This window comes from Streptomyces sp. f51 (genome assembly GCF_037940415.1).
In the GTDB taxonomy this organism is placed as follows: domain Bacteria; phylum Actinomycetota; class Actinomycetes; order Streptomycetales; family Streptomycetaceae; genus Streptomyces.
Map to the genome: position 1 here is coordinate 1,320,199 of NZ_CP149798.1, position 25,463 is coordinate 1,345,661.

25 protein-coding genes are annotated in these 25,463 nt (G+C 72.1%); 14 read left to right on the top strand and 11 right to left on the bottom strand.

Annotation, left to right across the window (positions count from 1 at the left end; all coding sequences use genetic code 11):
• Positions 1-303 precede the first annotated feature (303 nt).
• Both WJM95_RS05915 and WJM95_RS05920 read right to left on the bottom strand, forming a co-directional pair.
• On the bottom strand, positions 304-921 hold the full coding sequence (locus WJM95_RS05915; protein ID WP_339128411.1) for a TetR/AcrR family transcriptional regulator: 618 nt from the start codon (positions 919-921) through the stop codon (positions 304-306).
• 137 nt (positions 922-1,058) lie between these two features.
• Positions 1,059-1,568: a hypothetical protein gene (locus WJM95_RS05920; protein ID WP_339128412.1), complete on the bottom strand. Its 510-nt coding sequence runs from the start codon at positions 1,566-1,568 to the stop codon at positions 1,059-1,061.
• A gap of 192 nt (positions 1,569-1,760) precedes the next feature.
• Here WJM95_RS05920 and hmgA point away from each other — a divergent pair, with 192 nt between their 5' ends.
• The 4 genes from hmgA (at position 1,761) to WJM95_RS05940 (ending at position 6,490) form a co-directional block, all read left to right on the top strand.
• Positions 1,761-3,101 (top strand): homogentisate 1,2-dioxygenase, encoded by a 1,341-nt coding sequence (gene hmgA / locus WJM95_RS05925; protein WP_339128413.1) that lies wholly within the window; start codon positions 1,761-1,763, stop codon positions 3,099-3,101.
• Between the two features lie 49 nt (positions 3,102-3,150).
• A complete protein-coding gene (locus WJM95_RS05930; protein ID WP_339128414.1) occupies positions 3,151-3,900 on the top strand; it encodes a GntR family transcriptional regulator in 750 nt (249 codons plus the stop codon).
• 41 nt (positions 3,901-3,941) lie between these two features.
• Entirely contained in the window at positions 3,942-5,156 is a 1,215-nt protein-coding gene (locus WJM95_RS05935) for a type ISP restriction/modification enzyme (RefSeq protein ID WP_339128415.1), read from the top strand.
• Positions 5,157-5,281: 125 nt separating this feature from the next.
• Positions 5,282-6,490 carry a CaiB/BaiF CoA-transferase family protein gene (locus tag WJM95_RS05940; RefSeq protein WP_339128416.1) on the top strand — a complete coding sequence of 403 codons (1,209 nt, stop codon included), beginning with the start codon at positions 5,282-5,284 and terminating at the stop codon, positions 6,488-6,490.
• Positions 6,491-6,649: 159 nt separating this feature from the next.
• On the opposite strand, the gene WJM95_RS05945 is transcribed toward WJM95_RS05940, so the two are convergent.
• The 3 genes from WJM95_RS05945 to WJM95_RS05955 form a co-directional block, all read right to left on the bottom strand.
• A complete protein-coding gene (locus tag WJM95_RS05945) occupies positions 6,650-6,919 on the bottom strand; it encodes a hypothetical protein (RefSeq protein WP_339128417.1) in 270 nt (89 codons plus the stop codon).
• Between the two features lie 115 nt (positions 6,920-7,034).
• Positions 7,035-7,823 (bottom strand): anti-sigma factor, encoded by a 789-nt coding sequence (locus WJM95_RS05950; RefSeq protein WP_339128418.1) that lies wholly within the window; start codon positions 7,821-7,823, stop codon positions 7,035-7,037.
• Positions 7,824-7,878: 55 nt separating this feature from the next.
• Positions 7,879-8,421, bottom strand: a complete 543-nt coding sequence (locus WJM95_RS05955; protein WP_339128419.1) for a sigma-70 family RNA polymerase sigma factor — start codon at positions 8,419-8,421, stop codon at positions 7,879-7,881.
• Positions 8,422-8,750: 329 nt separating this feature from the next.
• Between WJM95_RS05955 and WJM95_RS05960 the strand changes: the two genes are divergently transcribed.
• The 4 genes from WJM95_RS05960 to WJM95_RS05975 all read left to right on the top strand — a co-directional run bounded on the left by WJM95_RS05960 (position 8,751) and on the right by WJM95_RS05975 (position 15,683).
• Entirely contained in the window at positions 8,751-10,292 is a 1,542-nt protein-coding gene (locus WJM95_RS05960) for a DUF4331 domain-containing protein (RefSeq protein ID WP_339128420.1), read from the top strand.
• A 112-nt stretch (positions 10,293-10,404) separates the two neighbouring features.
• Positions 10,405-12,003 carry a hypothetical protein gene (locus tag WJM95_RS05965; RefSeq protein ID WP_339128421.1) on the top strand — a complete coding sequence of 533 codons (1,599 nt, stop codon included), beginning with the start codon at positions 10,405-10,407 and terminating at the stop codon, positions 12,001-12,003.
• Positions 12,000-13,997, top strand: coding sequence for a nickel transporter (locus tag WJM95_RS05970; RefSeq protein WP_339128422.1), 1,998 nt, complete (start codon positions 12,000-12,002; stop codon positions 13,995-13,997). Before WJM95_RS05965 ends, WJM95_RS05970 begins: the two co-directional genes overlap by 4 nt.
• A 45-nt stretch (positions 13,998-14,042) precedes the next feature.
• Positions 14,043-15,683, top strand: coding sequence for a serine/threonine-protein kinase (locus WJM95_RS05975; RefSeq protein WP_339128423.1), 1,641 nt, complete (start codon positions 14,043-14,045; stop codon positions 15,681-15,683).
• A gap of 87 nt (positions 15,684-15,770) precedes the next feature.
• Here the strand turns inward: WJM95_RS05975 and WJM95_RS05980 are convergent, their stop codons facing one another.
• Entirely contained in the window at positions 15,771-16,577 is an 807-nt protein-coding gene (locus WJM95_RS05980; RefSeq protein WP_339128424.1) for an SGNH/GDSL hydrolase family protein, read from the bottom strand.
• A 452-nt stretch (positions 16,578-17,029) separates the two neighbouring features.
• Here WJM95_RS05980 and WJM95_RS05985 point away from each other — a divergent pair, with 452 nt between their 5' ends.
• The gene (locus WJM95_RS05985) at positions 17,030-18,124 is read left to right on the top strand and encodes a DUF5925 domain-containing protein (RefSeq protein ID WP_339128425.1); all 1,095 of its coding nucleotides are present in this window, start codon (positions 17,030-17,032) and stop codon (positions 18,122-18,124) included.
• A 444-nt stretch (positions 18,125-18,568) separates the two neighbouring features.
• On the opposite strand, the gene WJM95_RS05990 is transcribed toward WJM95_RS05985, so the two are convergent.
• Positions 18,569-18,940, bottom strand: a complete 372-nt coding sequence (locus WJM95_RS05990) for a GntR family transcriptional regulator (RefSeq protein ID WP_339128427.1) — start codon at positions 18,938-18,940, stop codon at positions 18,569-18,571.
• A gap of 71 nt (positions 18,941-19,011) precedes the next feature.
• Between WJM95_RS05990 and WJM95_RS05995 the strand changes: the two genes are divergently transcribed.
• Together WJM95_RS05995 and WJM95_RS06000 are read left to right on the top strand one after the other, a co-directional pair.
• Complete coding sequence (locus tag WJM95_RS05995) at positions 19,012-19,941, top strand: GNAT family N-acetyltransferase (RefSeq protein ID WP_339128428.1); 930 nt, start codon at positions 19,012-19,014, stop codon at positions 19,939-19,941.
• Complete coding sequence (locus WJM95_RS06000) at positions 19,922-20,422, top strand: DUF402 domain-containing protein (RefSeq protein ID WP_339128429.1); 501 nt, start codon at positions 19,922-19,924, stop codon at positions 20,420-20,422. The genes WJM95_RS05995 and WJM95_RS06000 overlap by 20 nt, the downstream gene beginning before the upstream one ends.
• 65 nt (positions 20,423-20,487) lie before the next feature.
• On the opposite strand, the gene WJM95_RS06005 is transcribed toward WJM95_RS06000, so the two are convergent.
• Positions 20,488-21,111: a class I SAM-dependent methyltransferase gene (locus WJM95_RS06005; RefSeq protein WP_339128430.1), complete on the bottom strand. Its 624-nt coding sequence runs from the start codon at positions 21,109-21,111 to the stop codon at positions 20,488-20,490.
• A 159-nt stretch (positions 21,112-21,270) separates the two neighbouring features.
• Between WJM95_RS06005 and WJM95_RS06010 the strand changes: the two genes are divergently transcribed.
• Positions 21,271-21,405, top strand: coding sequence for a hypothetical protein (locus WJM95_RS06010; RefSeq protein ID WP_339128431.1), 135 nt, complete (start codon positions 21,271-21,273; stop codon positions 21,403-21,405).
• 70 nt (positions 21,406-21,475) lie between these two features.
• On the opposite strand, the gene WJM95_RS06015 is transcribed toward WJM95_RS06010, so the two are convergent.
• Positions 21,476-21,949 (bottom strand): GNAT family N-acetyltransferase, encoded by a 474-nt coding sequence (locus WJM95_RS06015; RefSeq protein ID WP_339128432.1) that lies wholly within the window; start codon positions 21,947-21,949, stop codon positions 21,476-21,478.
• Between the two features lie 203 nt (positions 21,950-22,152).
• Here WJM95_RS06015 and WJM95_RS06020 point away from each other — a divergent pair, with 203 nt between their 5' ends.
• Positions 22,153-23,241, top strand: a complete 1,089-nt coding sequence (locus WJM95_RS06020) for a lytic polysaccharide monooxygenase (RefSeq protein WP_339128433.1) — start codon at positions 22,153-22,155, stop codon at positions 23,239-23,241.
• Positions 23,242-23,478: 237 nt separating this feature from the next.
• Here the strand turns inward: WJM95_RS06020 and WJM95_RS06025 are convergent, their stop codons facing one another.
• Both WJM95_RS06025 and WJM95_RS06030 read right to left on the bottom strand, forming a co-directional pair.
• On the bottom strand, positions 23,479-24,339 hold the full coding sequence (locus WJM95_RS06025) for an alpha/beta fold hydrolase (protein WP_339128434.1): 861 nt from the start codon (positions 24,337-24,339) through the stop codon (positions 23,479-23,481).
• Positions 24,340-24,509: 170 nt separating this feature from the next.
• Positions 24,510-24,956, bottom strand: coding sequence for a MarR family winged helix-turn-helix transcriptional regulator (locus tag WJM95_RS06030; protein WP_339128435.1), 447 nt, complete (start codon positions 24,954-24,956; stop codon positions 24,510-24,512).
• Between the two features lie 128 nt (positions 24,957-25,084).
• On the opposite strand from WJM95_RS06030, the gene WJM95_RS06035 reads away from it, so the two are divergent.
• Positions 25,085-25,459 carry a cupin domain-containing protein gene (locus tag WJM95_RS06035; RefSeq protein WP_339128436.1) on the top strand — a complete coding sequence of 125 codons (375 nt, stop codon included), beginning with the start codon at positions 25,085-25,087 and terminating at the stop codon, positions 25,457-25,459.
• Positions 25,460-25,463 lie beyond the last annotated feature (4 nt).

Consider the following 25,463-nt stretch of genomic DNA (forward strand, 5'->3'; position numbering starts at 1 on the left):
AGGAGGCGGGCTGGGTACGGCCCTGGTCGAGGCCCCGGCGGGATCAGGCCCTGGTCGAGGAGGCGGGCTGGGTACGGCCCTGGTCGAGGACCCAGCGGGATCAGGCCCGGGGAGAGGAGCCGGGCGGGATACGGCCCAAGCCAAGGACCCGGCGGGATCAGGCCCGGGGAGAGGAGCCGCGCGGGATACGGCCCAAGCCTAGAGCCCGGCAGGATCAGACCCTGGCCGAGGACCCGGGCGGGATACGGCCCAGGTCGAGGACCCGGACGGGACACCCCTAGTCGAGGACCCGGACGGATACCCCTAGTCGAGGACTCGGGACAGATACGCCCGCAGCAGTTCGCGGGTCTCCTCGATGATCCGTTCGTCCCCCTCGGGAGCGACACGGAACGCGAGGTGGACCAGGGTGTCGGCGCTCTCCACGGCGACCAGGAAGCAGCGGCGCAGATCGTCGTCCGGCTCCCGGTCGAGATAGCCGGACAGCAGGTCGGTGAGGCGGTCGGCGACCCGCGTGTTGGGCTCGGCGTACCGGGCGCCCACGGGAATCTGATTGCCGAAGTCGACCAGGGAGAAGCCCGGCGCGGTGCGCTTCATGGCGAGGTACTCGTCGAGCACCGCGTCCATCGCGGCCCGCCAGTCTCCCCCCTCCGTCTCGCGCAGGGTCCCGGTGACGCGCTCGGTGTAGAGCTCCAGGTTGCGCTGGGCGAGCGCGTCGGCCATGGCCCGCTTGTTGCCGAAGAAGCGGTAGACGGAGCCGATGGGCACACCGGCGCGCTGGGCCACGGCCCGCGTGCTCAGCCCGTCGTAGCCCACCTCGTCGAGGAGGTCGGCGCACGCGTCGAGGATTCGGGTCAGTCGTTCTGCGCTACGCCGCTGCACGGGCGCTCTGCGGAGCGAGGTCGCATGGGGCACGCTCTTCATGATGCCTTTCCGCCGGGGTCCGGTGAACCTCGCCCATGAGTACGCGGCTGCGTGCCGTGACCACTCATTTCCGGCGGGCGGCCGCGTGCCGTGACCACGCGTCGTACCCCGCGACCGCCCCCGCGAGGCCGCCGGCGTCAGCCCCGCGCGGCGGAACCCGAGGCGGTGATGTCGGCGGTGCTCTCGACGGGCCTGCCGCGGACGGCCCACACGGTGCCGTCGTCGGCGTACAGGCGCGCGGTGACGTGATGGGTGCCGCGCGGGACCAGCCGACCGGCCAGGCGGTACTCGGCCGTGCGCAGCCGGGCGACCGCGCGGCCGTCGACGTAGAGCCGGGCGACACCGCGCCCCGCGACCGGTACGGCCCGTGAACCCCGGGGCGAGAAGCGGAAGTTGCGGACGGTCAGCCGCACGTCCCAGCCGTCGCCGGAGTCCGGCCGAATCTCGATCGCGACCTCCGGTGCCCCCTTCCTGCCCACCTCCCGGTAGAGCCGTCCGTCCTCGTCCGTGGCGTCGAGCAGGGTTCCCACGGGCGAGGCCGAGACCGTGGTCCCCCGATCGCGCGCGTCCCCGGTGCCGCAGCCCGCTGCCGCGCCGAGCAGGGCGCAGACCGCGAGCGCGGCGAGCAGTCCACACGTCCACCGCATGTCCGGGAGCGTAGAACAAGGCCCCTGTCGGCCGGATCCCCCTGGAGTCGGGTTCTTGGGCCCCGCGCACATCCTCGGGGACTAGTCCCGTGGCACATCCGGCCAACCCTCTCCGTGCCCCCGACGGCCTCTTGCGCGGGACGGCCCTGAATCCTACGGTGATGCATAGGAATCAGGCGCGAGGGAGCGATCATGAGCGGGGACGCGAGGAAGACGGCCGAGGGGCTGGCCTACCTCTCCGGATTCGGCAACGAACACAGCTCGGAGGCGGTGCCCGGGGCCCTGCCGCACGGCCGCAACGCCCCGCAGCGGGCACCGCTCGGTCTGTACGCGGAGCAGCTGAGCGGCTCGGCGTTCACCGAGCCGAGGGCGTCCAACCGGCGCTCCTGGCTGTACCGCATCCGGCCCTCGGCCGCGCACCCCGCGTTCACCCGCACCGACAACGGCACCCTGCGGACGGCCCCGTTCACGGAGACGGTGCCCGACCCGAACCGGCTGCGCTGGAACCCGCTGCCCGAGCCCCCCGCCGGCACGGACTTCCTCGCGGGCCTGTGGACCCTCGGCGGCAACGGTGACGCCGCTCAGCGCACCGGGATCGCGGTGCACCTCTACCACGCCAACGCGTCGATGGAGCGCGTGTTCAGCGACGCCGACGGCGAGCTGCTGATCGTCCCGGAGCGCGGCGGCCTGCTGCTGCGCACCGAGTTCGGGCTGCTGCACGTGGAGCCGGGCCAGGTGGCGCTGATCCCCCGGGGGGTGCGCTTCCGGGTGGAGCTGCTGGACACGGCGGAGGAGGGCGGGCGCGGGCGCGGCTCCCGGGGCTATGTGTGCGAGAACTACGGAGCGCCCTTCCGGCTCCCCGACCTCGGCCCGATCGGCGCCAACGGCCTCGCCAACGCCCGTGACTTCCTCGCCCCGGTCGCCGCGTACGAGGACGTCGAGGGCCCGGTCGAGGTGGTGAACAAGTTCTGCGGCAACCTCTGGCGAGCGACGTACGACCACTCGCCGCTGGACGTCGTCGCCTGGCACGGCAACCACGTGCCGTACGTCTACGACCTGCACCGCTTCAATGTGATCGGCTCCATCAGCTACGACCACCCGGACCCCTCGATCTTCACGGTGCTCACCTCGCCGTCCGACACCCCGGGCCTGGCCGGTGTCGACTTCGTCGTGTTCGCTCCGCGCTGGCTCGTGGGCGAGGACACGTTCCGGCCGCCGTACTTCCACCGGAACGTGATGAGCGAGTACATGGGGCTCATCGAGGGCGCGTACGACGCGAAGGCGGAGGGCTTCGTGCCGGGCGGCGGCTCGCTGCACAACATGATGTCGGCGCACGGCCCGGACGAGGAGACCTTCCTGCGCGCCAGCGCCGCCGAGCTGAAGCCGCAGAAGATCGACGACGGTCTGGCGTTCATGTTCGAGACGCGCTGGCCGGTCACCGCGACGGCCCAGGCGGCCGGGGCGGACCACCTCCAGCGCGGCTACGACGAGGTGTGGAAGGGGCTCGGGCGGCACTTCCGTCCGGCCGGCTGAACGACGCAGGCCGTTGCCTTCCCCGCCCGCGACCGGTACGGATACCCTCGTGACCTCCTTCGCTCCCGATTCGATCGTCCTGAACCGCAAGCTGCCGCTGTGGTATCAGGTGTCGCAGTCCCTGCGTGCCTCCATACTCGGCCGCACCCCCCAGGACCCCCTGCGCCTGCCCACCGAGGAGCAGCTCGCGGGGCACTACGGGGTGAGCGTGCTGACCATGCGGCAGGCGCTCAAGGAGCTGGAGGCCGAGGGACTCATCACCCGGCACCGCCGGCGGGGCACGTTCATCGAGCCGAGCGCCCGGCGGGGCGCGCCCGTGCGGCTGCTCGGCTCGGTGGACGCGATCGTGGCCCAGCAGTCGGGCATGACGACGGAGCTGCTGGACCAGGGCAAGACGCCCGTTTCCGGTGAACTGGCGGAATTCTTCCCGGACGTGGACGAGGTGGCGACATACCACCGGCTGCGCAGCGACGAGACGACGGGCGAGCCGACGAACCACGCGCGCAACTATCTCCGTCCCGAGCTGGCCGACCGCATCGACCGGGAGGACCTGATCCGCTGGCCGATGACCAAGGTGCTGCGGGACGTGCTCGGGGTCGGCATCAGTCGGATCACCGACACGGTGGAGGCCACGCTCGCGGACCCGGAGACGGCACGCCTGCTCCAGGTGCCGCTGCTCAGCCCGATCCTGCGCTACACGGGCGTCATCCACGGCAAGGACGGGCAGGCGCTGGACGTGGCGGTCATCCACTACCGGGGCGACCGCTTCTCGTTCACGGTCACCCTCGACGCACACTGACGACGGCATACGGGGACGGCGAGCGACGCCCTCGTCGTACGATGCCGAGCGTGACGCCCGACGCCGCTCCGCTGCTCGCGGACCTCATGCCGTGGTCCGTCGCACCGCCGAGGCTGGGCCGGAGGTGGCCGACGGCCCCCGACGCCGCCTCCCTGAAGGCCCGCTGGGACGCCCTCGTACGGGCCCAAGGGGCCGACCGCGAGACGCTGTTCGGGCCGACGCGGGCACGCACGACGCACTCCGCGGTCGCCCAGCTGCCGGGCCAGTCCGGCGGGACCGGCCGTCTCGCGCGGGCGTCGGACCCGTGTCCGCCGCCGGTCCGGGTGCTGAGCGCCCCCTTCGACGAGCAGTGGCTGATTCCCGATCACCGGCTGATCGACGCGGCCCGCCCCGAGCTGTGGCGGGTGGCGGGCCGGGAGCAGGTGTTCGCGGTCGAGCAGACACATGTGCCCGAGACGTCCGGTCCCGCCCTGCTGGCCGCGTCCGTGCTGCCGCTGACCGCCGGGCGCGGCGGTCGGGTCCGGCCGCTCTACCGGCGCCCCGGCGGCCTCGAACCGAACCTGGCTCCGGGCCTGTTGGAGCACCTGGGCTCCCGGCTCGGCCTCTCGCCCGACCCCGTCGACGTCCTCGCCTGGACGATGGCCGCCGCGCGGCGGAGCCGGGACGGCTGCGTGGTCCCGCTCACCGCCGACCCCGAAGTGTGGTCGTACGGAGTCGAGTTGGGCCGGCGGATGCTGCGGCTGATGCGGCGCGACGGCGAGCGCCCCAAACTCCCCGGCGGCCGGCGGCCCTATGTGCGCGCGCCGCTGACCACGCCACCCAAGGGGTCGACGCCCGCCACGGGCCCCCTGCTCACCGACCCGTACTACGACCGCGACGAGGAGTCCCTGCACCTCGGCGAAGGCAGGATCTCCCCCGTACCGCCCGAAGCCTGGGACTTCGAGGTGGGCGGCGTGCGCGTCCTGGAACAGTGGTTCGCGGCGCGGACCGGGGCGGGAGAGCCGGGCACGCTGGAGGCGATCGGCCCCGCGGGCTGGCCGCAGGCGTGGACCTCCGAGCTCCTCGAACTCATCACGGTGCTCGCACTCCTGGCCGAACTGCGGCCCCAGCAGGCCGCGTTGGAGCCAGGGTCACCGATCACCCGGGCGGACCTGCGCACGGCCGGAGTGCTCCCGGTCCCCGACGCGGCCCGTCGCCCCGCCTCGGTCCTCGACCACCACGAGGAGGGCCCCGAGGGCCAGTTCGCGCTGATCTAGGCCGTGTTCGCAAGATCTGCCTGCCCGGCGACGAGGGGCGAGCGGCACCGGTCCGCACGCCCCGCCGAGGGCCGACCGGCCCGCTCCGGGGAAATCAGTGCATGACAAATGTATGTCCAGGGTCCATGATCCATCGCATGCAGCCAGAGCCCCTGCCCCTCGAAGGCATCACCGTCGTCGCCGTCGAACAAGCCGTCGCCGCGCCCTTCGCGACCCGGCAGCTCGCCGATCTCGGCGCCCGGGTCGTCAAGGTCGAGCGGATCGACGGCGGGGACTTCGCCCGCGGCTACGACACCGCGGCCCAGGGCCTGGCCTCGCATTTCGTGTGGTGCAACCGGGGCAAGGAGTCCGTCGCCCTGGACCTGAAGGATCCGCGCGGGCTCGATGTCGTACGCCGGCTCGTCGCGGGGGCGGACGTGTTCGTGCAGAACCTCGCCCAGGGCGCTGCGGCCCGGCTCGGCCTGGACGCGGCGACGCTGTGCGCCGAGCATCCCCGGCTGATCGCCGTGGACATCTCCGGATACGGGCCGTCGGGGCCGTACGCCGGCAAGCGCGCCTACGACATGCTCGTCCAGTGCGAGGCGGGGCTCGTGTCGGTGACCGGGACGCCCGAACAGCCGGTGAAGGCCGGGATCCCGGCCGCGGACATCGCCGCGGCCATGTACGCGTTCTCGGGGGTCCTCGCGGCTCTGGTGCGGCGCGGCACGACCGGACGCGGTGGTCCGGTCGAGGTGTCGATGCTGGACGCGCTCGCGGAGTGGATGGGGCACCCGCTGCACCACGCGATGCACGACGGGACCCCGCCGGCACGCACCGGCCTCGCCCACGCCGTCATCGTCCCCTACGACGTCTATTCGACGGCTGACGGCCGGCACGTCCTGCTGTCGGTGCAGAACGACCGGGAGTGGCGACGGCTCGCGCAGCAGGTGGTCGGGCGGCCCGGGGCAGCGGACGATCCGCGCTTCGCCACGAACGCGGCGCGGGTGGCCAACCGGGAACGGGTGGACGCGCTGGTGGGGAAGGCCCTGGGCGCCCTCGGCGCCGACGAGGCGGTGGCCCGCCTGGAGGCCGCGGGCATCGCCTGCGCACGGCTGCGGGACGTGACGGAGGTGGCGGAACATCCTCAGCTCGCGGCCAGGAACCGCTGGCGGGAGGTGGGATCGCCGGCCGGGCCGCTACGGGCGCTGCTGCCCCCGATCACGCTGCCGGGCGGGGAGGAGGCGCGCATGGGATCCGTCCCGCGGCTCGGAGAGCACACGGGGGTGGTGTTGAGGGCGCTGGGCATGACGGACACGGACGTCGCCGAGCTGCGGCGGGACGGGGTGGTGCGCTGAGCCCTCAGGACTCGGTGATGGTGGTGACCCGCGCTCCGGATGTGGTGATCACCGGGCACCGCCGCCCGCCGTGGGGATGACGGACGCGGAGGAGCGGCGTTGCGCCGGTTCGGTGGAGTCGCCGGAGCGCGGGTCGAGAAGGCCGGTGCCGACAGCCGGTCAGCGGTCGCCGAACAGCGAGCGGCGCAGCCGCCTGAGCGGCGCGAACAGCGAGACCCGCCGCACGCGCGCGACCCTGGAGCCGCTGTCGTGCGCGTGGTCACGCGTCGTGAGCTCACGCATCAGCGAGGTCGCCTCGAGCGTCTCGCGCTGCGGTATGGCGGGACCGCCGAGCACCGCGAGATGTCGGTCGAGGCGCGAACTGGTCGCGCTGCTCCCGCACGTGATCGCAGGGACGCGTGCCCTGCTGCGCACTGTTATCTGTTCCATGTCACTCCCCACCCGTACAAGTCCACCCGGCCCGGGCAGACTAACCCTATCGCCCCCTCGTGGCGCGCGTGTATCTCGGACAAAGGATTCACCTTCCCCACAAGGAGGTTGACGGTTACTCTCCGAATCCAAGCGTTTCCAGGGCGAGTTGGACAACGGGCGAGGTAGTGGGCTGTTCTGAGCCCCCGTGAGGCTCGACCGTCACTGCGAGTGACGTCGCGGACTTGTCGAGTCCGTCGGCGACGAGGGGCGTGTCGCCGGTGAAGAGACCGAGAGAACGCGGTTTCTCCTTGGGGCGCATGAGCCACAGCTGATGGACGCGCCCGCCGGAGGGCGTGCCGAGTCCGCTCAGTGTCACGACGGCGCGCCCCTGCGACGCGGAGGCCACTACTCCGATTCCCTGGCCCCGCGCGTCCCGTTCACCGGTCGCCCGCGCGTCGGGAGCCGCCAGGACGTGGGCGATCTCACGTGCCTGGGCACGCTCCTGGTTCAGGTCGTCGCGCGCCTGGGTCGCCTGCACCGCGAAGAGCGCGGCGACGACGAGGGCCGCGGCGGCCGTGGTGGTGGCGAGCGGTGCGAACAGCGGACGCAGCCTCGGGGCACGCGCCCGGCTGGACTGCTGGGGCGCCCGTGCGCGGGGCAGGTCCCGGGCGGCCTGTTCCTGAGGTGTCGTCCGTACGGCGGCCAGCACCCGCTCGCGCAGCGCGGCCGGCGGGGCCGCGGCGGTGGACCAGGCGAGCCGTACCGCGTCCTCGGTCAATGCCCGTACCTCCTCGGCACAGCGGTCACAGCCCTTCAGATGGCGTTCGAATCGGCGCTTCTCCTCGCGCTCCAGCGCGTCGAGGGCGTAGGGGGCGGCGAGGGAGTGCAGATCGCGGCCCAGCAGTCGGTCGAGGACGCTCATGCGGCACCCCCCTCTCTTCCGTGCGGATCACGGCCCGGCGGGCGGTCGTCGGTGTTCACGCGACCCCTCCCAGGCAGTCGCGCAGGCGGGTGAGCCCGTCGCGCATACGGGTCTTGACGGTGCCCAGCGGCAGGGACAGCCGCTCGGCGACTTCACGGTAGGTGTAGCCGTCGTAGTAGGCGAGGGTGACGGACTGCCGCTGGAGAGCGGTGAGCCGGTCCAGGCAACGGCGGACCCACTCGCGTTCGAGGCCGGCCTCGACCTCTTCGGCGACCTGGTCGAACGCGGGATGATGGTTGCGCTGCCCCTCGCGCTGCTCGCGCTCGGTGGCCGCGCGGGCGCTGCGCACCCGGTCCACGGCCCGGCGGTGCGCGAGCGTGAGGATCCAGGACAGGGCGCTGCCGCGCCGGGGGTCGAACCGCGGTGCGGAGCGCCAGAGTTCGAGCAGGACCTCCTGCGACACCTCCTCCGACTGTGCCGGGTCGCGCACCACACGGCGCACCAGTCCGAACACCGGCCCGGACACCAGTCCGTACAGCTCCTCGAACGCGTACTGGTCACCTCCGGCCACCAGTACCAGTAGTTCGTCAGCCTCCACCCGTCCCCCTCTCCGGCCTTGCACGGCCCGTCCTTTCCCCTACGTCTTCGCAGCGAACCCGTCTCTGGATGGGTTACGGATCAGCGAGCCGAAAACGCGTGTCCGGCACGGATCAGTTCGTGTGTTCCGCGGCCGGTCTGTCCCCCGTCCGCCGCCGGCACCCACGCGCGTCGGGGCGGGCCGGCGCCGGAGCCCGCCGGCGAAGAAGCCGGGCCGTCGGTGAAACAAGCCGCGACAACCGCCGTAAACACGTTTGGGATTCGACCAATCCACCCCGGCGACCGCTCCGAATGGCGTGCGTCAGGCAAGTTGGACAGAGGACGGACGGCATGACACCTATCTCCAGGAGCGGCGCGGGTCGCAGGACTCTCGTGACCCTCGTATGCGGTGCGCTGGCTGCCGGGGGGCTCGCGGCCGCCGGTGCGACGGCGCTGGCGCCGGGGGCGGCCTCCGCCTCCAGCCACCGGGAGGCACCGCTGATCTCGGGCACTCCCCAGTACGACAACACGGACGTGTACGCCTTCGTCAGCCCGGACAAGCCGGACACGACGACGATCGTGGCGAACTGGATCCCCTTCGAGGAACCGGCCGGCGGACCGAACTTCTACACGTTCGCCGACGATGCCCAGTACGACATCCACATCGACAACAACGGTGACGCACAAGGTGAGTTGATCTACCGCTACACCTTCAAGACGCACCGCAAGAACGGCAACACCTTCCTGTACAACACGGGTCCGGTCACCAGCCTCGACGACCCCGACCTGAACATCACGCAGACCTACGACATCGATCTGCTGCGGATGCACAACCAGCGGCTGGTGTCGAAGACCAAGGTCGCGGACGACGTCCCCGTCGCTCCGTCCAACGTGGGCAAGGCCTCGATGCCGGACTACGCCAAGCTGCGCTACCAGGCGGTGTCCAAGCTCGCCGGCGGCTCGACGACGTTCGCCGGCCAGGCCGACGACCCGTTCTTCCTGGACCTGCGCGTCTTCGACCTGCTGTACGGCGGGAACCTGAGCGAGGTCGGGCGTGACACGCTCAAGGGCTACAACGTCAACTCCATAGCCCTCCAGGTCCCGAACGACATGATCCGTGAGTCGGCCGGGCAGCCGATCGTCGGCATCTGGTCCACCACGCAGCGCAGGGACGCGAGCGGCCGCTACCGCCAGGTCTCGCGCCTCGGCATGCCGCTGGTCAACGAGGTCGTTAACCCGCAGAAGGACAAGGACAAGTTCAACGCGTCCGCGCCCTGGGACGACGCGCAGTTCCTGAAGAACGTCACCAACCCCGAGCTGCCGAAGCTCATCGAGTCGATCTACAAGATCAAGGCCCCTGCCGAGCCCCGCAACGACCTGGTCGACGTGTTCCTGAAGGGTGTGAAGGGCCTCAACCAGCCGCCCCACGTGCGTCCGGCGGAGGAACTGCGCCTCAACACCTCGATCAAGCCGGCCATGCACCCCAAGCGGCTCGGTGTCCTCGACGGCGACAACGCGGGCTTCCCGAACGGCCGCCGGCTCACCGACGACGTGATCGACGCCTCGCTCCAGGTGGTCGAGGGTGAACTGGTCGGTTCCAAGAACGACTTGGGCGACGCGGTCGACAAGAACGACAAGGGCTTCGAGAAGTCGTTCCCGTACGTCGCCGAGCCGACCTCGGGTTCGCGCGGCGCGCTCGCCAAGGGCACGACCAGCGGGACCGACGTGCGCAGCCAGCTCGGTGACGCGCTCCAGCCCGCCGGGACCGGCTCCGGTGGCGGGACCGACACCGTGCTGATCGCGGGCTCCGCCGCGGCGGGTGCCGCCGGCATCCTGCTCATCGGCTCCGGTCTGCTGTGGTGGCGCCGACGGATGTACAACCGGGCCTACTGACCCGGCTCCCCGACTGGCGCGGCCCGCACGCAGTAACCAACCCCCCACGGTGCGGGCCGCGCCGCCCCCACCCCCACGACGACCGTTTCGCCAAGGACTTTGAGGAGAGGGCATGTCCCCGCGTACGAACGACAGCGCGACGCCGGACGCCGACAAGGCCACGCCCGAGGAGAACACCGCGGGAGCCGGCCCCGCCGAGGACGCGGTGGACACCCCGCCCGACGGGGGCACGCCGGACGCCACGCCCGCCGAGGGGGCCCGCGCGGCGGCACCGGCCGAGGACACGGCCGGTGAGGACGGTGCCGATGGTCCCTCCGACAGCGGCACCAGCGACACGGGCGACGAGCGGGTGGCGGCCGTGCGGCGGCTCTCGCGGTCGCAGCGTCGTTGGCGGGCCGCCCAACTCGGTTTCTGTGCTGCCGCGTTGGCCGTCGCCATGACCGCGGGCGCGGTGGTGCTCGGCGCCCTGCGGGACGGAGCGACGACTCCCGCCGTCGCGGCCGTGTCCAACGGCGTGTCACCCCAACTGCTGGCGAGCGGCGACCTCGACGCGAGCATCCTCTCCCTCCAGGCCCATCTCCGCACCCAGCCGAAGGACTTCGGCGGCTGGGCGACGCTCGGTCTCGCCTATGTCGAGCAGGCCCGCACCAAGGGCGACCCCTCGCGCTACCCCCAGGCGCAGGAAGCTCTCAACCGCTCCCTGAAGCTGCGCCCCGACTACGATCCCGCCCTCGCCGGACGAGCGGCCCTCGCGGCGGCCCGGCACGAATTCGCCGGTGCCCTGAAGTACGCCGACCTCGCCCTGAAGCAGAACCCCTACAGCGAACGCGCCCTGTCCTCCCGCATCGACGCGCTCGTCGAACTCGGCCGCTACGACGAGGCGTCGAAGGCCGCCGACCTGGCCGACTCGCGACGGCCGGGCGTCCCGGTCTTCACCCGGTACGCCTACGTCCACGAGCTGCGCGGCGATGTGAAGACGGCCCAACGGGTCCTGAAGCAGGCGCTGGACACGGCGACCAGCCGCGGCGACATCTCCTACGTGACCTCCGCGCTCGGCCAACTCGCCTGGAACCAGGGCGACTACCACGCGGCGCTCGCCTACTACGCGCGAGCGCTCGCGGCCGACGACAACTATCTCCCCGCCCTCGAAGGCCGGGCCCGCACCCAGGCCGCGCTCGGCGACCGCGCGGCCGCGATCAAGGGGATGGAACTGGTCGTACAGCGCTACCCGCTGCCCCAACCCCTTGTCGAACTCGGTGAGTTGTACGAGGCCAGGGGCGCGGCGGGCGACGAGCGGAAGGCCCACGACCAGTACAAGCTGGTGAACGCCTGGATCGCCCTCGCCCACGCCTACGGCGTCAACGCCGACCTCGACACCGCGCTGGCCGCGGCCGACCACGGCGATCACAAGGCCGCGCTGACCGCGGCCCGCGCCGAGTGGGCCCGCCGGCACACCGTGCACACGGCGGACGCGCTCGGCTGGGCCCTGCACGTGTCGGGCCGCGACGCGGAGGCCCTGCCGTACGCGCGTCGGGCCACCGCGACCGGCTACCGCAACGCTTCCTTCCTCTACCACCTCGGCGTCATCGAGCGGGCCAACGGCCACGCCGACAAGGGCCGTTCCGCGCTGAAGGCGGCCCTGGACCTGAACCCGGGCTTCTCCCCGCTGGGCGCCCGCGAGGCCCGCAAGGCACTGGGGGCGTCGAAGTGAGGGCGCCCAGGGTCCTCGCGCTCTGCGGCACGGTCCTGACCGCGGCCTGCGCGCTCGTGCTGGGCCCGACGGGGCCGGCGAGCGCGCATCCGCTGGGCAACTTCACCGTCAACCGCTACGACGGTCTCGTCGCCGCACCCGGGCAGTTGCGCGTCGACCACGTCGAGGACCTGGCCGAGATCCCCGCCACCCAGGCCGAGCCGGACATCAAGCGGCTCGGCATGTCCGAGTGGGCCCGGCAGCGGTGCGCGACCGCCGCGCACGGCAGCGAGGTCACGGTGGACGGGCGGGCGGTGACGCTCGCGGCGGGCGCGAGCCGGGCCCAGCTGCGGCCGGGGCAGGCGGGACTCCACACGCTGCGCGTGGAGTGCCGGCTGACGGCACCGCTGTCCCGGAAGGGCGCGGTGACCGTGCGCTTCCACAGCGCGGGCACCGACCACGGCCCCGGCTGGCGCGAGATCACCGCCCGCGGCGACCGGATGACCCTCACCTCCTCGGACGTACCGCGGAAGTCCGTGTCGTCGGAACTGACCCGGTACCCCAAGGCGCTGCTCTCCTCGCCCTCCGACACCGCGACCGCCTCGCTTCGGATCCGCCCCGGCGGCCCGGCCCTCGTCGAGGAGCACCGTGCGGCTCCGGCCGCCTCCGTGCTCCCGCGCGGCGCCGACCGCTGGACGCAGTACCTGAACGACCTGGTGGCCCGGCACCACCTGACCTTCGGCTTCGCCTCGCTGGCCCTGGTCATCGCCGTCGGCCTGGGTGCCCTGCACGCGCTCGCGCCCGGCCACGGCAAGACGCTGATGGCGGCGACGGCGGCCGCGCGCGGGGGCCGGGCCCGGTTCAAGGACGTGCTGCCCCTGGCCGCGTCGGTCACGGTCACCCACACCCTCGGGGTCGTGGCCCTCGGCCTGCTGGTCACGGCGGGCTCGGCGGCGGCCCCGTCCGTGATCGCCTGGCTGGGCGTGTCCAGCGGCGTCCTCGTCACCGGGGCGGGTGTCACCCTCCTGCGCCGGGCCTGGCGCAACCGGCCCTCCGCCCATGGGCACGAGCACGACCACGACCACAGTCATGGGGACGACCACGGGCACGGTCATGCGCATGGGTACGAGCACGGGCACGGACACCCGCAGGACGCGAGCCACCCGCACGACCACGTCCACGCCTCGGCTCACGGACACGACCACGCGCACGAGCACGGCCCGGACCGGGCCCCGGCGCACGACCACACCCACGACCACGGACCGGGCGACCCCCACGACCACGAACACCCGCCCGCCCTCCCCCACACACACGACCACGAGCACGAGCACGACCACGGTCACGACCATCAGCACGACCACGAGCACGTCCACGCGGACTCGGCGCGCCCCCTGGTACTGGCCCACGCCACCGCGTCCGTCCTGACCACCGCCCCCACAGCGACGGCGACGGCAACCCGGCCCCACACCCACGACCACCCGCACCCGCACCCGCACCCGCACCCGCACCCGCACGACCACAGCCACACGCACGAAGGCCACGACCAGGGCCACGGGCAGGGCCGCGAACACGACCAGGGCCACGGGCACGACCATCGCCGGGGCCGCGCCCCCCACTCCCCCACCCTCGAACACACCCACGGCGGCTTCACCCACACCCACGAGATCGCCCCCACCGTCCGCGGAACGATCCTGCTCGGCTTCGCCGGCGGGCTCGTGCCCAGTCCGTCGGCGGTCGTCGTGCTCGTGGGCGCCTCGGCGCTCGGACAGGCATGGTTCGGTCTCCTTCTCGTGCTCGCGTACGGCGTCGGGCTCGCCCTGACCCTGACCGCGGCCGGCTTCGCCGTCGTCAAGCTCGGCAGCGGCGTCAACCGCGCCCTGGCCGGACGCCGGCAGTGGGCCGAGGGGCGTCTCGTGCTCCTCGTCCGCAGGACCGCACCCCTCGGATCGGCGCTGATCGTCGTGGCACTCGGGGCCGGATTGGTGCTCAAGGGGGCGGCATCCGTCGTCGGCTGAGCTACTTTTGGGGAGAAATCGCGCGGATGCGAATGGGGGACGCACGTGTCCGAAGATCCGGGCAGTGAACGTGTGATCGCGGGGCGCTACCGTCTGCTCTCACCCTTGGGCGAGGGCGGAATGGGCACGGTGTGGCGCGCCCGCGACGAGGTGCTGCAACGCGAGGTCGCCGTGAAGGAGGTCCGCGCCCCGGCCGGGCTTCCCGATTCCGAGGTCGAGCGGATGTACGCGCGCCTGGAGCGGGAGGCCTGGGCGGCAGCCCGTATCTCCCACCGCAACGTGGTCACGGTGTACGACGTGGCCACCGAGGACGGCCGGCCCTGGATCGTGATGGAGCTGGTCCGCGGCATCGCGCTCTCCGATCTTCTGGACGCCGAGGGGCCGCTCGATCCGCGGCGTGCCGCCCAGATCGGCGCCGAGGTGCTCGCCGCGCTGCGCGCCGCGCACGAGGCGGGGGTCCTGCACCGGGACGTCAAACCGGGCAACGTCCTGATGTCGAATGACGGACGGGTCGTCCTGACCGACTTCGGCATCGCGACGGTCGAGGGCAGCTCCGCCCTGACCATGACGGGCGAGGTCATCGGTTCCCCCGAATTCCTCGCGCCGGAGCGGGCGTTGGGGCGCACCCCCGGGCCCGAGTCGGATCTGTGGTCGCTCGGGGTGCTCCTGTACGCGGCGGTCGAGGGCAACTCGCCCTTCCGGCAGCCCACTCCGCTGAGCACCCTGAGGGCCATCGTCGACGAACCGCTGCCGGCACCCCGCCGAGCGGGCCCGCTCGGCCCGGTGATCGAGGGGCTGCTCGCCAAGGACCCGGCCGAGCGGACGAGCGCCGAGGCGGCCGAGCGGGAGCTGCGCGTGGTCGCGGCGGGCGGTACGGCGCCGACGCGTCCCCTGGGTGCCGTCGCCCGCTCGTCCGAGGCGCCGACGATCGGCGCGTTCGGCCCGCCCGCGTCGTCCTCCCCGACGCCGCCGCAGGGGTTCGGACCGGCTCCCGCGACCGTGCCCTCGGCCCCTCCGGCGGCGGGGCCCGACCGCAACCGCCGGGCTGCCGTCGCCCTGATCGCGGGCCTGGTCGCGCTGGCACTCGCCCTCGGCGGGCTGACGTACGCCCTGCTCGACCAGCACAAGGGGAATTCCGGGAACACCGGTCGGGGAAGCAGCAGCGGGGGCACCGGCACCACCGACGGGGGCACGGCTTCAGGGAACCGGACGAGCGACAGCGCCACGGCCGGGGCGACCGGCGGCCGGAGCCCCTCAAGCAGCGCTCCCGGGAGCGGGAGTTCGACCTCCGCTCCGCCCGCGCAGTCCGTCCGGGTGACGGTCGAGGGCCACAACACCCACTACACGGGCAGCTGTCCGCCGTCGAGCGCGCAGGCTCCCTCGTTCACGGTGACGTTCACGGTGGGCCGTGTTCCGGTGGACGTCGCGTACCGCTGGGTGACGCAGACCGGCGAGGTGACCGATCCGAGCTGGAAGACGCTGTCGTTCCCCGCGGGCGGCGGCAGGACCCAGCAGAGGACGGTGGTGGCGACGACGTACGACACGAGCGGGGAGTTCGCCAACTCGATCGGCGTGGAGGTGCGCAGTCCGGTGCGCGTGACCTCGAACTCCGTTCCGTTCGTCATCACGTGTACGACGGAGACCCCGACGGACGGGGCCTCCGCATCCGTGTCCGCATCCCCCTGACGGGGCGGGCGGTGTCCCGGGCGGGGCGGGTGTTCTCCCCGCCGGGACGGTGTTCTCTCGCAGGGTTCCGGGGTGGGGGCCCGGAGGTCAGACGGCTCCGGAGAAGGCCGGCAGGTAGCCGCCGGAGTGGCCGGCCGCGGTCGGGTGGTACGACTCGCCGATGTTCAGCCAGTTCAGGCTGTGCAGCCAGGCGTCACCGGAGCAGATCTCGTGGCCGGTGAAGGTGCCGCGCACATCGGCGAACGTGAAGCCGTGGGCGGCGGCACGGGCGGCGATCGCGCTGTCGAGATAGTCGGCGGCGCCGTTGATGGCGGACCTTTCGGTGTCCGAAAGCCCGGTCAGGCAGCTGCCGTTGAGCTTGTAGAAGCGGGGGTAGCCGAGGACGACCACATGGGCGGCCGGGGCCTTGGCGCTGATCGCGGAGTAGACCGAGTCGAGGTTGCCGGGGAGCGTGGAGTCGACGTACGCCTTCGCCGTGGCGATGCGTGAGAGGCAGGTGCTCTCGGACTGGAGGACGCAGGTCGTCATGACGTCGGAGAACCCGGCGTCGTTGCCGCCGATGGTGATGGAGACCAGGCCCGTGGAGGAGCTGAGCGGGCCGAGCTGGTTCGCCGTGACATCACCCGTACGAGCGCCCGAGCAGGCGGTGAAGTTGAACGACGAGGGTGAATGGGCGGCGTTCCAGAGATAGGGGTACGCCTTCGTGCTGCGGTCGCAGGAGCCGCTGGAGCTGATGTAGCTGCCCGCGCCGACACCGGAGGAATAGGAGTCGCCGAGGGCCACATAGCCGGTGGCCGCCGCTGTCTGCGCCTGAGCCGCCGCCGCCCCGGTGAGGGCGAGGCCGGCGGCCAGGAGGAGTGAGGTCACGTATGCCGAAAATCTGGGACGTCTCATGGAACCTCCCTTTAGCAGGATCTCTGCCACAACTTTGGTAGCAGCTACGCGTGTTGACAGGAAGTGTCCATGCCAAGACTCTTATGCATCAACCAGCCGATATATGACTGTTCATCACCTATGTCATTTCATGCCCATGACGATCGGGCAGCGGCAGGGTTACAGAGCACGGTTACGCGTCAACTCCCGAAGGGCACGGTCGGGGCGGATCGGAGGCAGGCCCGCCGGCTCTCCCCCGAGGAGTTCCAACTCCACTTCTCCGTGCAGGAGTTGCGCGTCCCGCGCTTCCGAACCCGGACAGCGGGAGACGTTCGGCGCGGGCCGGGTCTCGTCGTGGCACGCCCCGGGAGGGGAGGTGCGGGGTACACCGGAAGAGCGGGACCGGGCGCGACACACGCGACGCACAGCGGAAACCGGGTGCACGGGACGCCCGGGTGGCAGATCATGGCGGCATGTCTGCGAACCCACACGACGCTCTGCCGATCAGGCTCAACGTCGACGACAGCGACTCGCCGTCGGACGTCGTCGACGCGCTGTTCCTCGGTCGCTTCGCGACGGGCGAGCAGCCGCACTCGCACGCGGCGAACATCGACCGCGTACGGTCGGGGGCCACCCTGCTCCCGCCCGGTGCCCGGGTGCTGCGTTCCGCCCGCGACGACGACCGCAGCGCCACCCTCGCCGAGGGCGACGGCTGGACGCTTCTGGTGTCCCGCTGGAACCGCGGCGCCGACGTCACGGTGACGGCCACCAGCGTCGAGCTGGCCGAGAAGGTACTGAAGCAGGCCACGGACGGCGCCACGGACGAACCGGAACCGCAGCCGGAGAACGTGACGATGGGCTTCTGGTACGTGTCGCCGCGCCGGGGACCGCACCGCACGACCCGGCAGATCTCGGCGGGCACCTGGGAGGAGGTCCGCCCCAACTACACGGCGCCGGTGGCGGACGCCATGGACCGGCTGATGAAGACGACCCCGGAGGACATCGCGGGCCGGCTGCTGCTGCTCCACGGGCCGCCCGGCACCGGGAAGACCTCCGCACTGCGCACACTGGCCCGTTCCTGGCGCGACTGGTGCCAGGTGGACTGTGTGCTGGACCCCGAGCGGCTCTTCTCCGACGTCGGTTATCTGATGGACATCGCGATCGGCGAGGAGGACGGCACCGGCAAGGGCCGCTGGCGGCTTCTCCTGCTGGAGGACTGCGACGAACTGATCCGCGGCGAGGCGAAGCACACCGCGGGCCAGGCCCTGTCCCGGCTGCTCAACCTCACCGACGGGCTGCTCGGCCAGGGCCGCAACGTCCTCGTCGGCGTCACGACCAACGAGGACCTGGAGCGTCTGCACCCCGCGGTCGTCCGCCCCGGCCGCTGCCTCGCCCGGATCGAGGTCGGAGCGCTCACCCGCCGGGAGGCGGTGGGCTGGCTGGGCACCGAGGAAGGAGTCTCCCGCGAGGGCGCGACCCTGGCAGAGCTGTACGCACTGCGCCGCGGAACGACCCCGACATCGGTCCCGGACCAACGCGAGGGGGCGGATGCGGGGTTGTACCTGTAGCGGAAGCCACGACCGCCCCGGCTGGAGCTCGGGCTCGGTCCAGCTTCGGGCCCGGCTCACGCTCGGGCTCGGGTTCGGTCCAGCTTCGGGTTCGGCCCGGCTCGGCTCACGCTCGGGCTCAGCCTCGGGGCCGGCCCGCCTCGGGTTGGGCTCGGCCCACGCTCGGGCTCGGCCCACGCTCGGGTTCGGGCTCGGCGCGGCTTCGGACTCAGCTTCCGGCCACGCTCGGCCCGGTCTCGGATCGGGTCATCCTCGGACTCGGGTTCGGCTCAGCTTCGGGTTCGGCCCGGCTCGGGCTCAGCCATGGGGCCGGCTCGGGTTCGGGCCCGGCTCGGCCTCGGCTCGGGTTCGGCTCAGCCCGGATCGGGTCAGCCTCGGGGCCAATCGCGGCCTCGGGCTGAGCCCTGGGTCGGGGCCGCCCGGGCCGGACTGCGTGGCGTGCGGTTAAGCGGCCTCGTACGCGGCCCGCAGTGCGTCTCGTACGGCGGCCAGCGCGGTGGCCTCGGTCAGGCCGAGCCGGTGTACGCGCTCGGCGTAGGCCTGCGCGGCCGACGCCGCCTCGCGCGCCGCCGCGTCCCCGGCGGCCGCCACGAACGTGCCGTTGCGGCCCCGCGTCTCGATCACCCCGTCCGACTCAAGGGCACGGTAGGCCTTGGCGACGGTGTTGGCCGCGAGGCCCAGCGACTCGGCCAGCCCCCGTACCGTCGGCAGCTTGTAGCCGACCGGCAGCTCGCCGGACCGGGCCTGCTCGGAAATCTGGGCGCGCACCTGTTCGTACGGCGCGGCCCCCTCTGCGATGCGGATCTTCAGGGTCACGCGGCGATTGTCCCGTACCCACGCGAAAATGAGAGGCATCCGCCCGCGGCGCCCGCGTAACGTGCGATCACATGACCGTGATCGTTCGCGAACTGCGGCACGACGACCCGGCCGACACGGCGGGGTTCGCGCGCATTCGTCAACAGGCCCTCCCGTTCATCCTCTTCACCCCGGAGTCCATCGCGTACGACCTGGAGCGGACCCATCCCGACGCCCACTATCAGCCGTTGCTGGCCGAGGAGGACGGGGAGCCGATCGGCACCGCGCAGGTGAGCCTCGTGTACGACAGCCCGGACCCCGGTCAGGCAAGCCTCAACATCTACGTGCGCCCTGACCGCAAGGGACGCGGCGCCGGTTCGCTGCTGGCCCGCGCCGCGGAGGAGAGGCTGGCCGCCCTCGGCGCGACCCGGCTGCACAGCTGGGTGCTGGACGAACCCGGCTGCCGCGCCTTCGCCGAGAAGCGGGGCTACCGCGCCTCCCGCTCGGCGCACTTCCTCCGTCTCGACCTGGAGCACGGCACCCTGCCACCCCTTCAGCCCCCGCCGGACGGCGTGGAGCTGCGCAGCGGAGCCGACTTCGCGGACGACCCCCGGCCGCTGTTCAGGCTCGACGCCGAGACGCTCCGCGACGAACCGAGCGACATCGACCGCGAGTTCACGGACTACGACGCCTGGCTGACGGAGACCTGGCACCACCCCCTCCTGAGCCACGAGCTCACGTCCGTGGCACTCGTGGACGGCCGCCCGGCGGCGTTCAGCGCGGCCCGCACCGACGGCGGTACCCGCTACGCCACCGTCATGACGGGCACCGGCCGCGCCTTCCGGGGCCGCGGTCTGGCCAAGCTCGCCAAGAACCACTCCCTGCACCGGGCCCGCGCGGCCGGGTTCACGGAAGCACTCACCGGCAACGACGCCGGCAACGGACCGATGCTGGCGATCAACGCCTGGTTCGGCTACGAAATCCGCGCAACGGAGGTGCAGTATGTCCGTGACCTCGGCTGACACGCCCGGCTCGTTGGAGGTCGTGCTCGTCAAGGCGGGCCGTACGAAGATCAGTTACCCGGCCGAGCTGCTCGCCGACGACGGCACCCGGGTGGTCGTACGGGCCCCCTGGGCGGGAGACGGCGTCCGCGACTTCGGCTTCGTGCGGTTCGAGAAGGGCGACGTCTTCACCGAGTACTACTGGCGGGACCGCTGGTACTCGGTGAAGGAGGTCCGGGACTCCACGGGTGAACGCAAGGGCTGGTACTGCGACATCACCCGCCCGGCCACCGTCTCCGAGGGCCGGCTGGTCGTCGAGGACCTCGACCTGGACCTGTGGCGCTCGGCCGACGGCACGGACGTATTGCGTCTGGACGAGGACGAGTTCGCGGAGAGCGGTCTGTCGACCACCGACCCGGCCGCCGCGGCCGCGGCCGAGAAGGCCCTGGACGACCTCGAACGCCTCGCCCGCGAGGGCGGCTTCGAGGCACTCCTGACCTAGGTGGGTGTCCCAGGACACCGCCCAGGGCCCGCGACGGCCACCGTTCCACTCGGCGGACGCCGCTGTCAGAAGCGGGCCACCACCGCGTACCGCTCGTCGTCGACCTTCCGGCCCCACAGCAGCCCGTCGTCCGACAACGGCTCCACGCGCAGGTCGGCGGTGTCGGACAGCAGGGGCCGGAGCAGGGTGGCCAGTTGATCGGCGGATATCCCGACCGGGCTCACGGTTCCCCACACCCCTTCGACGAGCACCAGCCGCCCTCCCGGGCGCAGCAGTCCGCGCCAGTGCCGCAGCACGCGCCCGGGATCGGGCAGCGTCCACAGAACGTGTCGGCTGAGCAGGACGTCGAAGCGCTGCTCGCCCACGGGCGGTGCCACCGCGTCGCCGACGAGGAACGCGGCGTCCCGCCCGGCCAGCTTCGCCCGGGCCAGGTCGACCATGCGTGGGGCGAGATCGACCCCGGTGACCCGGTGCCCCTGTTCGGACGCCAGGAGCGAGAGGCTGCCGGTGCCGCATCCCACGTCGAGCAGATCACCGGGCGTCCCGGGCAGCCAGTCCCGCAGCCGCGCGGCCCAGGCCCCACGGACCTCGGGGTCGCGCAGCCCGTGGTCGGGCTCCTCGTCGAAGGTTCCGGACTCCGCGTCCCAGTCGACGCCCGCCCCTGGATTCGTCCCGCCCTCGTTCACCATGCGTTCCACCATGTCACCCGCCACTGACAATCGGCCCGCGCCCGCCACAGGGCCCGAGGGTGACCGGCGCCACAGACATTTCGCGACCGATGAGGAACTCTCCCCGGAACGGTCTACCTCCGTACAACCGCGGATTCAGGTGGACACGAGGAGGCAGCCATGCGCCGTGTGACCATGCAGAAGCCCCTGAGAAAGCCCGAATCCCGCCGTGTACGGGACGAGCCCGACGAGCGCCCGGCCGAGCGCCCCGAGGTCCGGAAGGACATCGCGCGCACCTGGTGGCCGGACGGCTGAGCCACCGCGGGCCGTCGCCGAACGCGTGCCGAAAGCCCCAGCGGGCCCCGGCAGCCCGCGACGGCCCGCGTCAGACCAGTCGCTTGCGGTAGTGGATCCGGTCGTAGGGCCCGTTCATGCGCCGGTCGGTCGTCTCGTACCCGTACCGCGGGTAGATCTTCTGGTTCTCCCACATCATCGCGTTGGTGTAGAGCCTGATCTCGTCCAGCCCGAGCGCCCGCGCGTGCGCGTCCACGAAGCGCAGCAGCAGCCCGCCGATGCCCCGGCCGTGCGCCTCGGGCCGGACCGCGATGATGTCGAGGTACAGATGGTCGGGGCGCTCCTCGACGACCACGAGCCCGAGGACCGGCTCCCCCGTGACGAACACCCGCCCCGCCGCCACGTTCGCCGCGTGGTCCGCCTCCATGGGCACCGGCACGAGCCCGATGCGCTCCACATAGGGCTGGAACGCGGCATCGATCACGGCTTTCACGGCAGGCACATCAGCAGCAACGGCCCCCCGCACCCCAAACCCCTCGACGGCCCCTCCGGACACCGGGCCCATACCCACACCCCACCTACCTGATCGCAGTCTCAGCACTCCCTTAAAGCCACCATAAGGATCTCCGTCCCCCGGCTCCAGCAGGCGATTCCTCGGTTTCTTCGGGCTAGTTTCTGATCACCCCCACGGGATCCCCCACGGGATCCCCGCACGGAGCGCCGTGCGGGGACTCGCCCCACGTATCAGGACCGTTCGAGGAGTTCCCCATGTCCGCACGCCGCAAGGCCGCCGGCGTCGCCGTCCTCGGTGTCGCACCGCTCGCCCTGTCCGCGCTGGCCGCGGTGCCGGCCTCGGCGCACGGTTCGATGGGGGACCCGGTGAGCCGGGTGTCCCAGTGCTACGCGGAGGGCCCGGAGAACCCGAGGTCGGCCGCGTGCAAGGCGGCCGTCGCGGCGGGCGGAACGCAGGCGCTGTACGACTGGAACGGCATCCGCATCGGCGACGCGAACGGGCGGCACCAACAGCTGATCCCGGACGGCAAGCTGTGCAGCGCCGGCAACGCCGAGTTCAAGGGGCTCGACCTGGCGCGCTCCGACTGGCCCGCGACGCGCGTGAGCAGTGGCCCGTACACCTTCAGGTACCGGGTCACCGCGCCCCACAAGGGCACGTTCAAGGTCTACATGACCAAGCAGGGCTACGACCCGTCGCGACCGCTGGCCTGGGGCGATCTCGACCTGGCGCGTCCGGTCGCGACGGCCACCGACCCGACGGCCTCGGGCGGCTTCTACACGTTCTCCGGCACACTCCCGGAGCGCTCGGGCAAGCAGCTCCTGTACGCGGTCTGGCAGCGCTGGGACAGCCCGGAGGCCTTCTACTCCTGCTCCGACGTGGCGTTCGGGGGCGCGGGCGGCGGCAAGGGCTCGGGCTCGGGCGGCGGCAGCGCTCCCGCGCCGAGCGCCTCGGCTCCGTCGGAGAGGCAGATCGAGGACGGCAACGGCAAGTCGACCGTGCACCACGATCACGGCAACGGTCACGAGGACGCCGGCGCCTCCGCGGAGCCTGCCGCGGGTTCGGACGCGGCCGAGGCCGATGCGGCCGGGAACACCGCGTCGGGCGAACCGGCCGGGGAGACCCGGGACACCACCGATTCCGCCGGGTCCGCGGACTCCGCGCAGAGCCGGCCGGAGGCCGCCGGTTCGCCCCGGAGCCTCGCCGAGACCGGCGGCGACTCCTCCACCTCGTACGTCGCGATCGGCGGTGCCGCCGCGCTCGCGCTCGGTGCCGCGGCGCTGTTCGCCTCGGTGCGGCGACGCGCGACACCGGGCAGCCGTCGCGGACACGGACACGGGCGCTAGGACGACCAGAAGGCTCGAGGGACCCGGAGTACCCGAGGACCCGAGGGACCCGGAAGGCCGGAAGACCAGGCCGGAAGGCCGGAACGACTCCGGGGGCTGACCGGCGGCTCAGGCCGGACAGCCCCCGGCGGCGTGGTCCGCCGTCCGCGCTCCGCATGCGGGCGGAGCACGGACGGACGGACGATCACGCCGGCATGCTCGGGCGGACCACCATGGACGAGTGGTCCGCCGAGCCGGTCAGCTGAACACGGACGCGCAGGTGGTGGTGGACGCGTGCGCCGGGTCGAGCGCGTTCGCCACCTCGTGGTACGCGATCCGGTCGAGGATCCCGATGGCCACGTGCTCGGACAGGTCCAGGGAGCACAGGTTCTGCAACAGGACGTTGTGGACGTCGGATCCGCTCAGGAACTCGGACTGGTACGGGGTGACCACCTCGTCGTACTTGGTGGCGATGACCGTGTAGTGGACGCCGGGCACGGTGTCGCCGCCCGCGTTGAGCTTGGTCAGGAACGCGGAGCCGACGATCTGGTCCGCGAGTCCGGGGGTCGCCGCGGACAGCAGGTCCTTGGCCCCGGGGAAGTACGGGAGCAGGTTGGTGAGCCCGTTGAGGTTCGTGCCGTGGTTGTCGGGGGCGATGCCGACGAGGGCGTTCACCTTGGCCGCTCCACCGAGGAACTTGAGGTAGTAGCGGGGCATCATGCCGCCCTGCGAGTGACCCACCAGGTCGACCTTGGCGGCGCCGGTCGCGGCGAGCACCTTGTCGACGAAGACCTGGAGCTGCGCGGCCGAGGCGTCGATCGGGCCGAGGCCGTTGAAGAGCGGGACGCCGGGCAGTTGCCCGTAGTCGAGGGAGAAGACGCAGTACCCGCGGCTGGTCAGGTAGGGGGCGAGGGCCAGCCAGTTGTCGACGGAGTTCCCGAAGGTGCCGTGGACGAGCACGACGGGACGCGGGTGTGTGGCGGAGGGCTTGCAGGAGTAGTTGTTCCAGCCACTGCTGGGGGCGGAATCAGCTTGTGCTGCGGCGGCGGGGACGATCGCGACCGTGGCGGTCAGGAGCAGCGCGGCCAGGGGTCTGAGCACTCGCTTCCAGGGCAGCATCGGGTGATCTCCTTGCGGCTCAAGGGAGTTGTGGGGGTGTACGCCCTGTGATCCGGATCACGAGGATGCTGTTCACTCGTCAAGTTACGGTCGAGTAGCAGACGTGTGAAGTTACGCGTCAGTAAAAACTTCCAGTGATAACCACGCCGGTCACCACCGGTGACGGAACGTCACCAGGTGGGCCTGATCGGACCGTAGGGCGCGATACGCGTCAAACGCGTGCGCAACGCGCGCATCTCACCCTCGCCCAGCACTTCGACCCACGCCCCCACGGCGTCCGCGGCCGCCTCTTCCGCCGCGCGGGTGCAGGCCCACCCGAGTTCGGTCAGCACCACGAGCCGGGCCCGCGCGTCCTCGGGGTGCGGCCGCCGCTCGACGTACCCCTTGCGGACGAGTTCCTCGACGAGCTGGCTTGCGGCCTGCTTGGTGACCCCCAGATGGGCGGCGACGTCGGTGACGGTCGCCCCGTCCGGCGCGAGCCGCGCGAAGGCGAAGCCGTGCGCGGGCCGCAACCCCTCGAATCCGCGGGCGACGACACCTTCGTGGATACGTTGCGTCAGCTCGCCGGCGGCGGCGAGCAGGGCGGCGGACAGGGCCATGGCCTCGGAATTCTGCACGCACGCATTGAAACACCCTTGACTATTCAGTCAAGCTGCTTGACCATAATCTCGCAGAACATAGTCAAGCAACTTGACCATATGTCGAGCGCCCGACCGCCCCGCGAACCCTGATCCTGGAGGCCCCCGTGCCCGTCGTCCGTTCGTCCGAAGCCGTCGTCCACGAGATCCACGGCGGCCGTTTCCTCTCGTACGCCTCTCCCCGCAGCGGCAGCAAGGAGCTGTGCGCCTGGCGCGTGGAGATCCCCGCGGGGCATCAGGCCCCCGTGCACACCGTCGACCGCGAGGAGATCTTCCTGCTCCTCTCCGGGGAGCTGCTGGTCACGCTCGGCGGCAGCACCGAGCGGGTCTCCTCGGGCGACACCGTGATCGTCACCCCGGGCGTGGCCTTCGGCATCGAGAACCCGGCCCAGGAGACCGCGCTCGCCTGGGTCACCACGTCCGTCGGCCTCCGGGCCGAGCTGGCCGACGGCTCGTCCCTCACTCCGCCCTGGGCCAACTGACGCC

Coding starts and splice junctions, on each gene's coding strand:
- WJM95_RS05915 (WP_339128411.1), bottom strand. CDS start 921: ATGAAGAGCGTGCCCCATGCGACCTCGCTCCGCAGAGCGCCCGTGCAG.
- WJM95_RS05920 (WP_339128412.1), bottom strand. CDS start 1,568: ATGCGGTGGACGTGTGGACTGCTCGCCGCGCTCGCGGTCTGCGCCCTG.
- hmgA (WP_339128413.1), top strand. CDS start 1,761: ATGAGCGGGGACGCGAGGAAGACGGCCGAGGGGCTGGCCTACCTCTCC.
- WJM95_RS05935 (WP_339128415.1), top strand. CDS start 3,942: ATGCCGAGCGTGACGCCCGACGCCGCTCCGCTGCTCGCGGACCTCATG.
- WJM95_RS05940 (WP_339128416.1), top strand. CDS start 5,282: ATGATCCATCGCATGCAGCCAGAGCCCCTGCCCCTCGAAGGCATCACC.
- WJM95_RS05945 (WP_339128417.1), bottom strand. CDS start 6,919: ATGGAACAGATAACAGTGCGCAGCAGGGCACGCGTCCCTGCGATCACG.
- WJM95_RS05950 (WP_339128418.1), bottom strand. CDS start 7,823: ATGAGCGTCCTCGACCGACTGCTGGGCCGCGATCTGCACTCCCTCGCC.
- WJM95_RS05960 (WP_339128420.1), top strand. CDS start 8,751: ATGACACCTATCTCCAGGAGCGGCGCGGGTCGCAGGACTCTCGTGACC.
- WJM95_RS05965 (WP_339128421.1), top strand. CDS start 10,405: ATGTCCCCGCGTACGAACGACAGCGCGACGCCGGACGCCGACAAGGCC.
- WJM95_RS05980 (WP_339128424.1), bottom strand. CDS start 16,577: ATGAGACGTCCCAGATTTTCGGCATACGTGACCTCACTCCTCCTGGCC.
- WJM95_RS05985 (WP_339128425.1), top strand. CDS start 17,030: ATGTCTGCGAACCCACACGACGCTCTGCCGATCAGGCTCAACGTCGAC.
- WJM95_RS05995 (WP_339128428.1), top strand. CDS start 19,012: ATGACCGTGATCGTTCGCGAACTGCGGCACGACGACCCGGCCGACACG.
- WJM95_RS06000 (WP_339128429.1), top strand. CDS start 19,922: ATGTCCGTGACCTCGGCTGACACGCCCGGCTCGTTGGAGGTCGTGCTC.
- WJM95_RS06005 (WP_339128430.1), bottom strand. CDS start 21,111: ATGGTGAACGAGGGCGGGACGAATCCAGGGGCGGGCGTCGACTGGGAC.
- WJM95_RS06010 (WP_339128431.1), top strand. CDS start 21,271: ATGCGCCGTGTGACCATGCAGAAGCCCCTGAGAAAGCCCGAATCCCGC.
- WJM95_RS06015 (WP_339128432.1), bottom strand. CDS start 21,949: ATGGGCCCGGTGTCCGGAGGGGCCGTCGAGGGGTTTGGGGTGCGGGGG.
- WJM95_RS06020 (WP_339128433.1), top strand. CDS start 22,153: ATGTCCGCACGCCGCAAGGCCGCCGGCGTCGCCGTCCTCGGTGTCGCA.
- WJM95_RS06025 (WP_339128434.1), bottom strand. CDS start 24,339: ATGCTGCCCTGGAAGCGAGTGCTCAGACCCCTGGCCGCGCTGCTCCTG.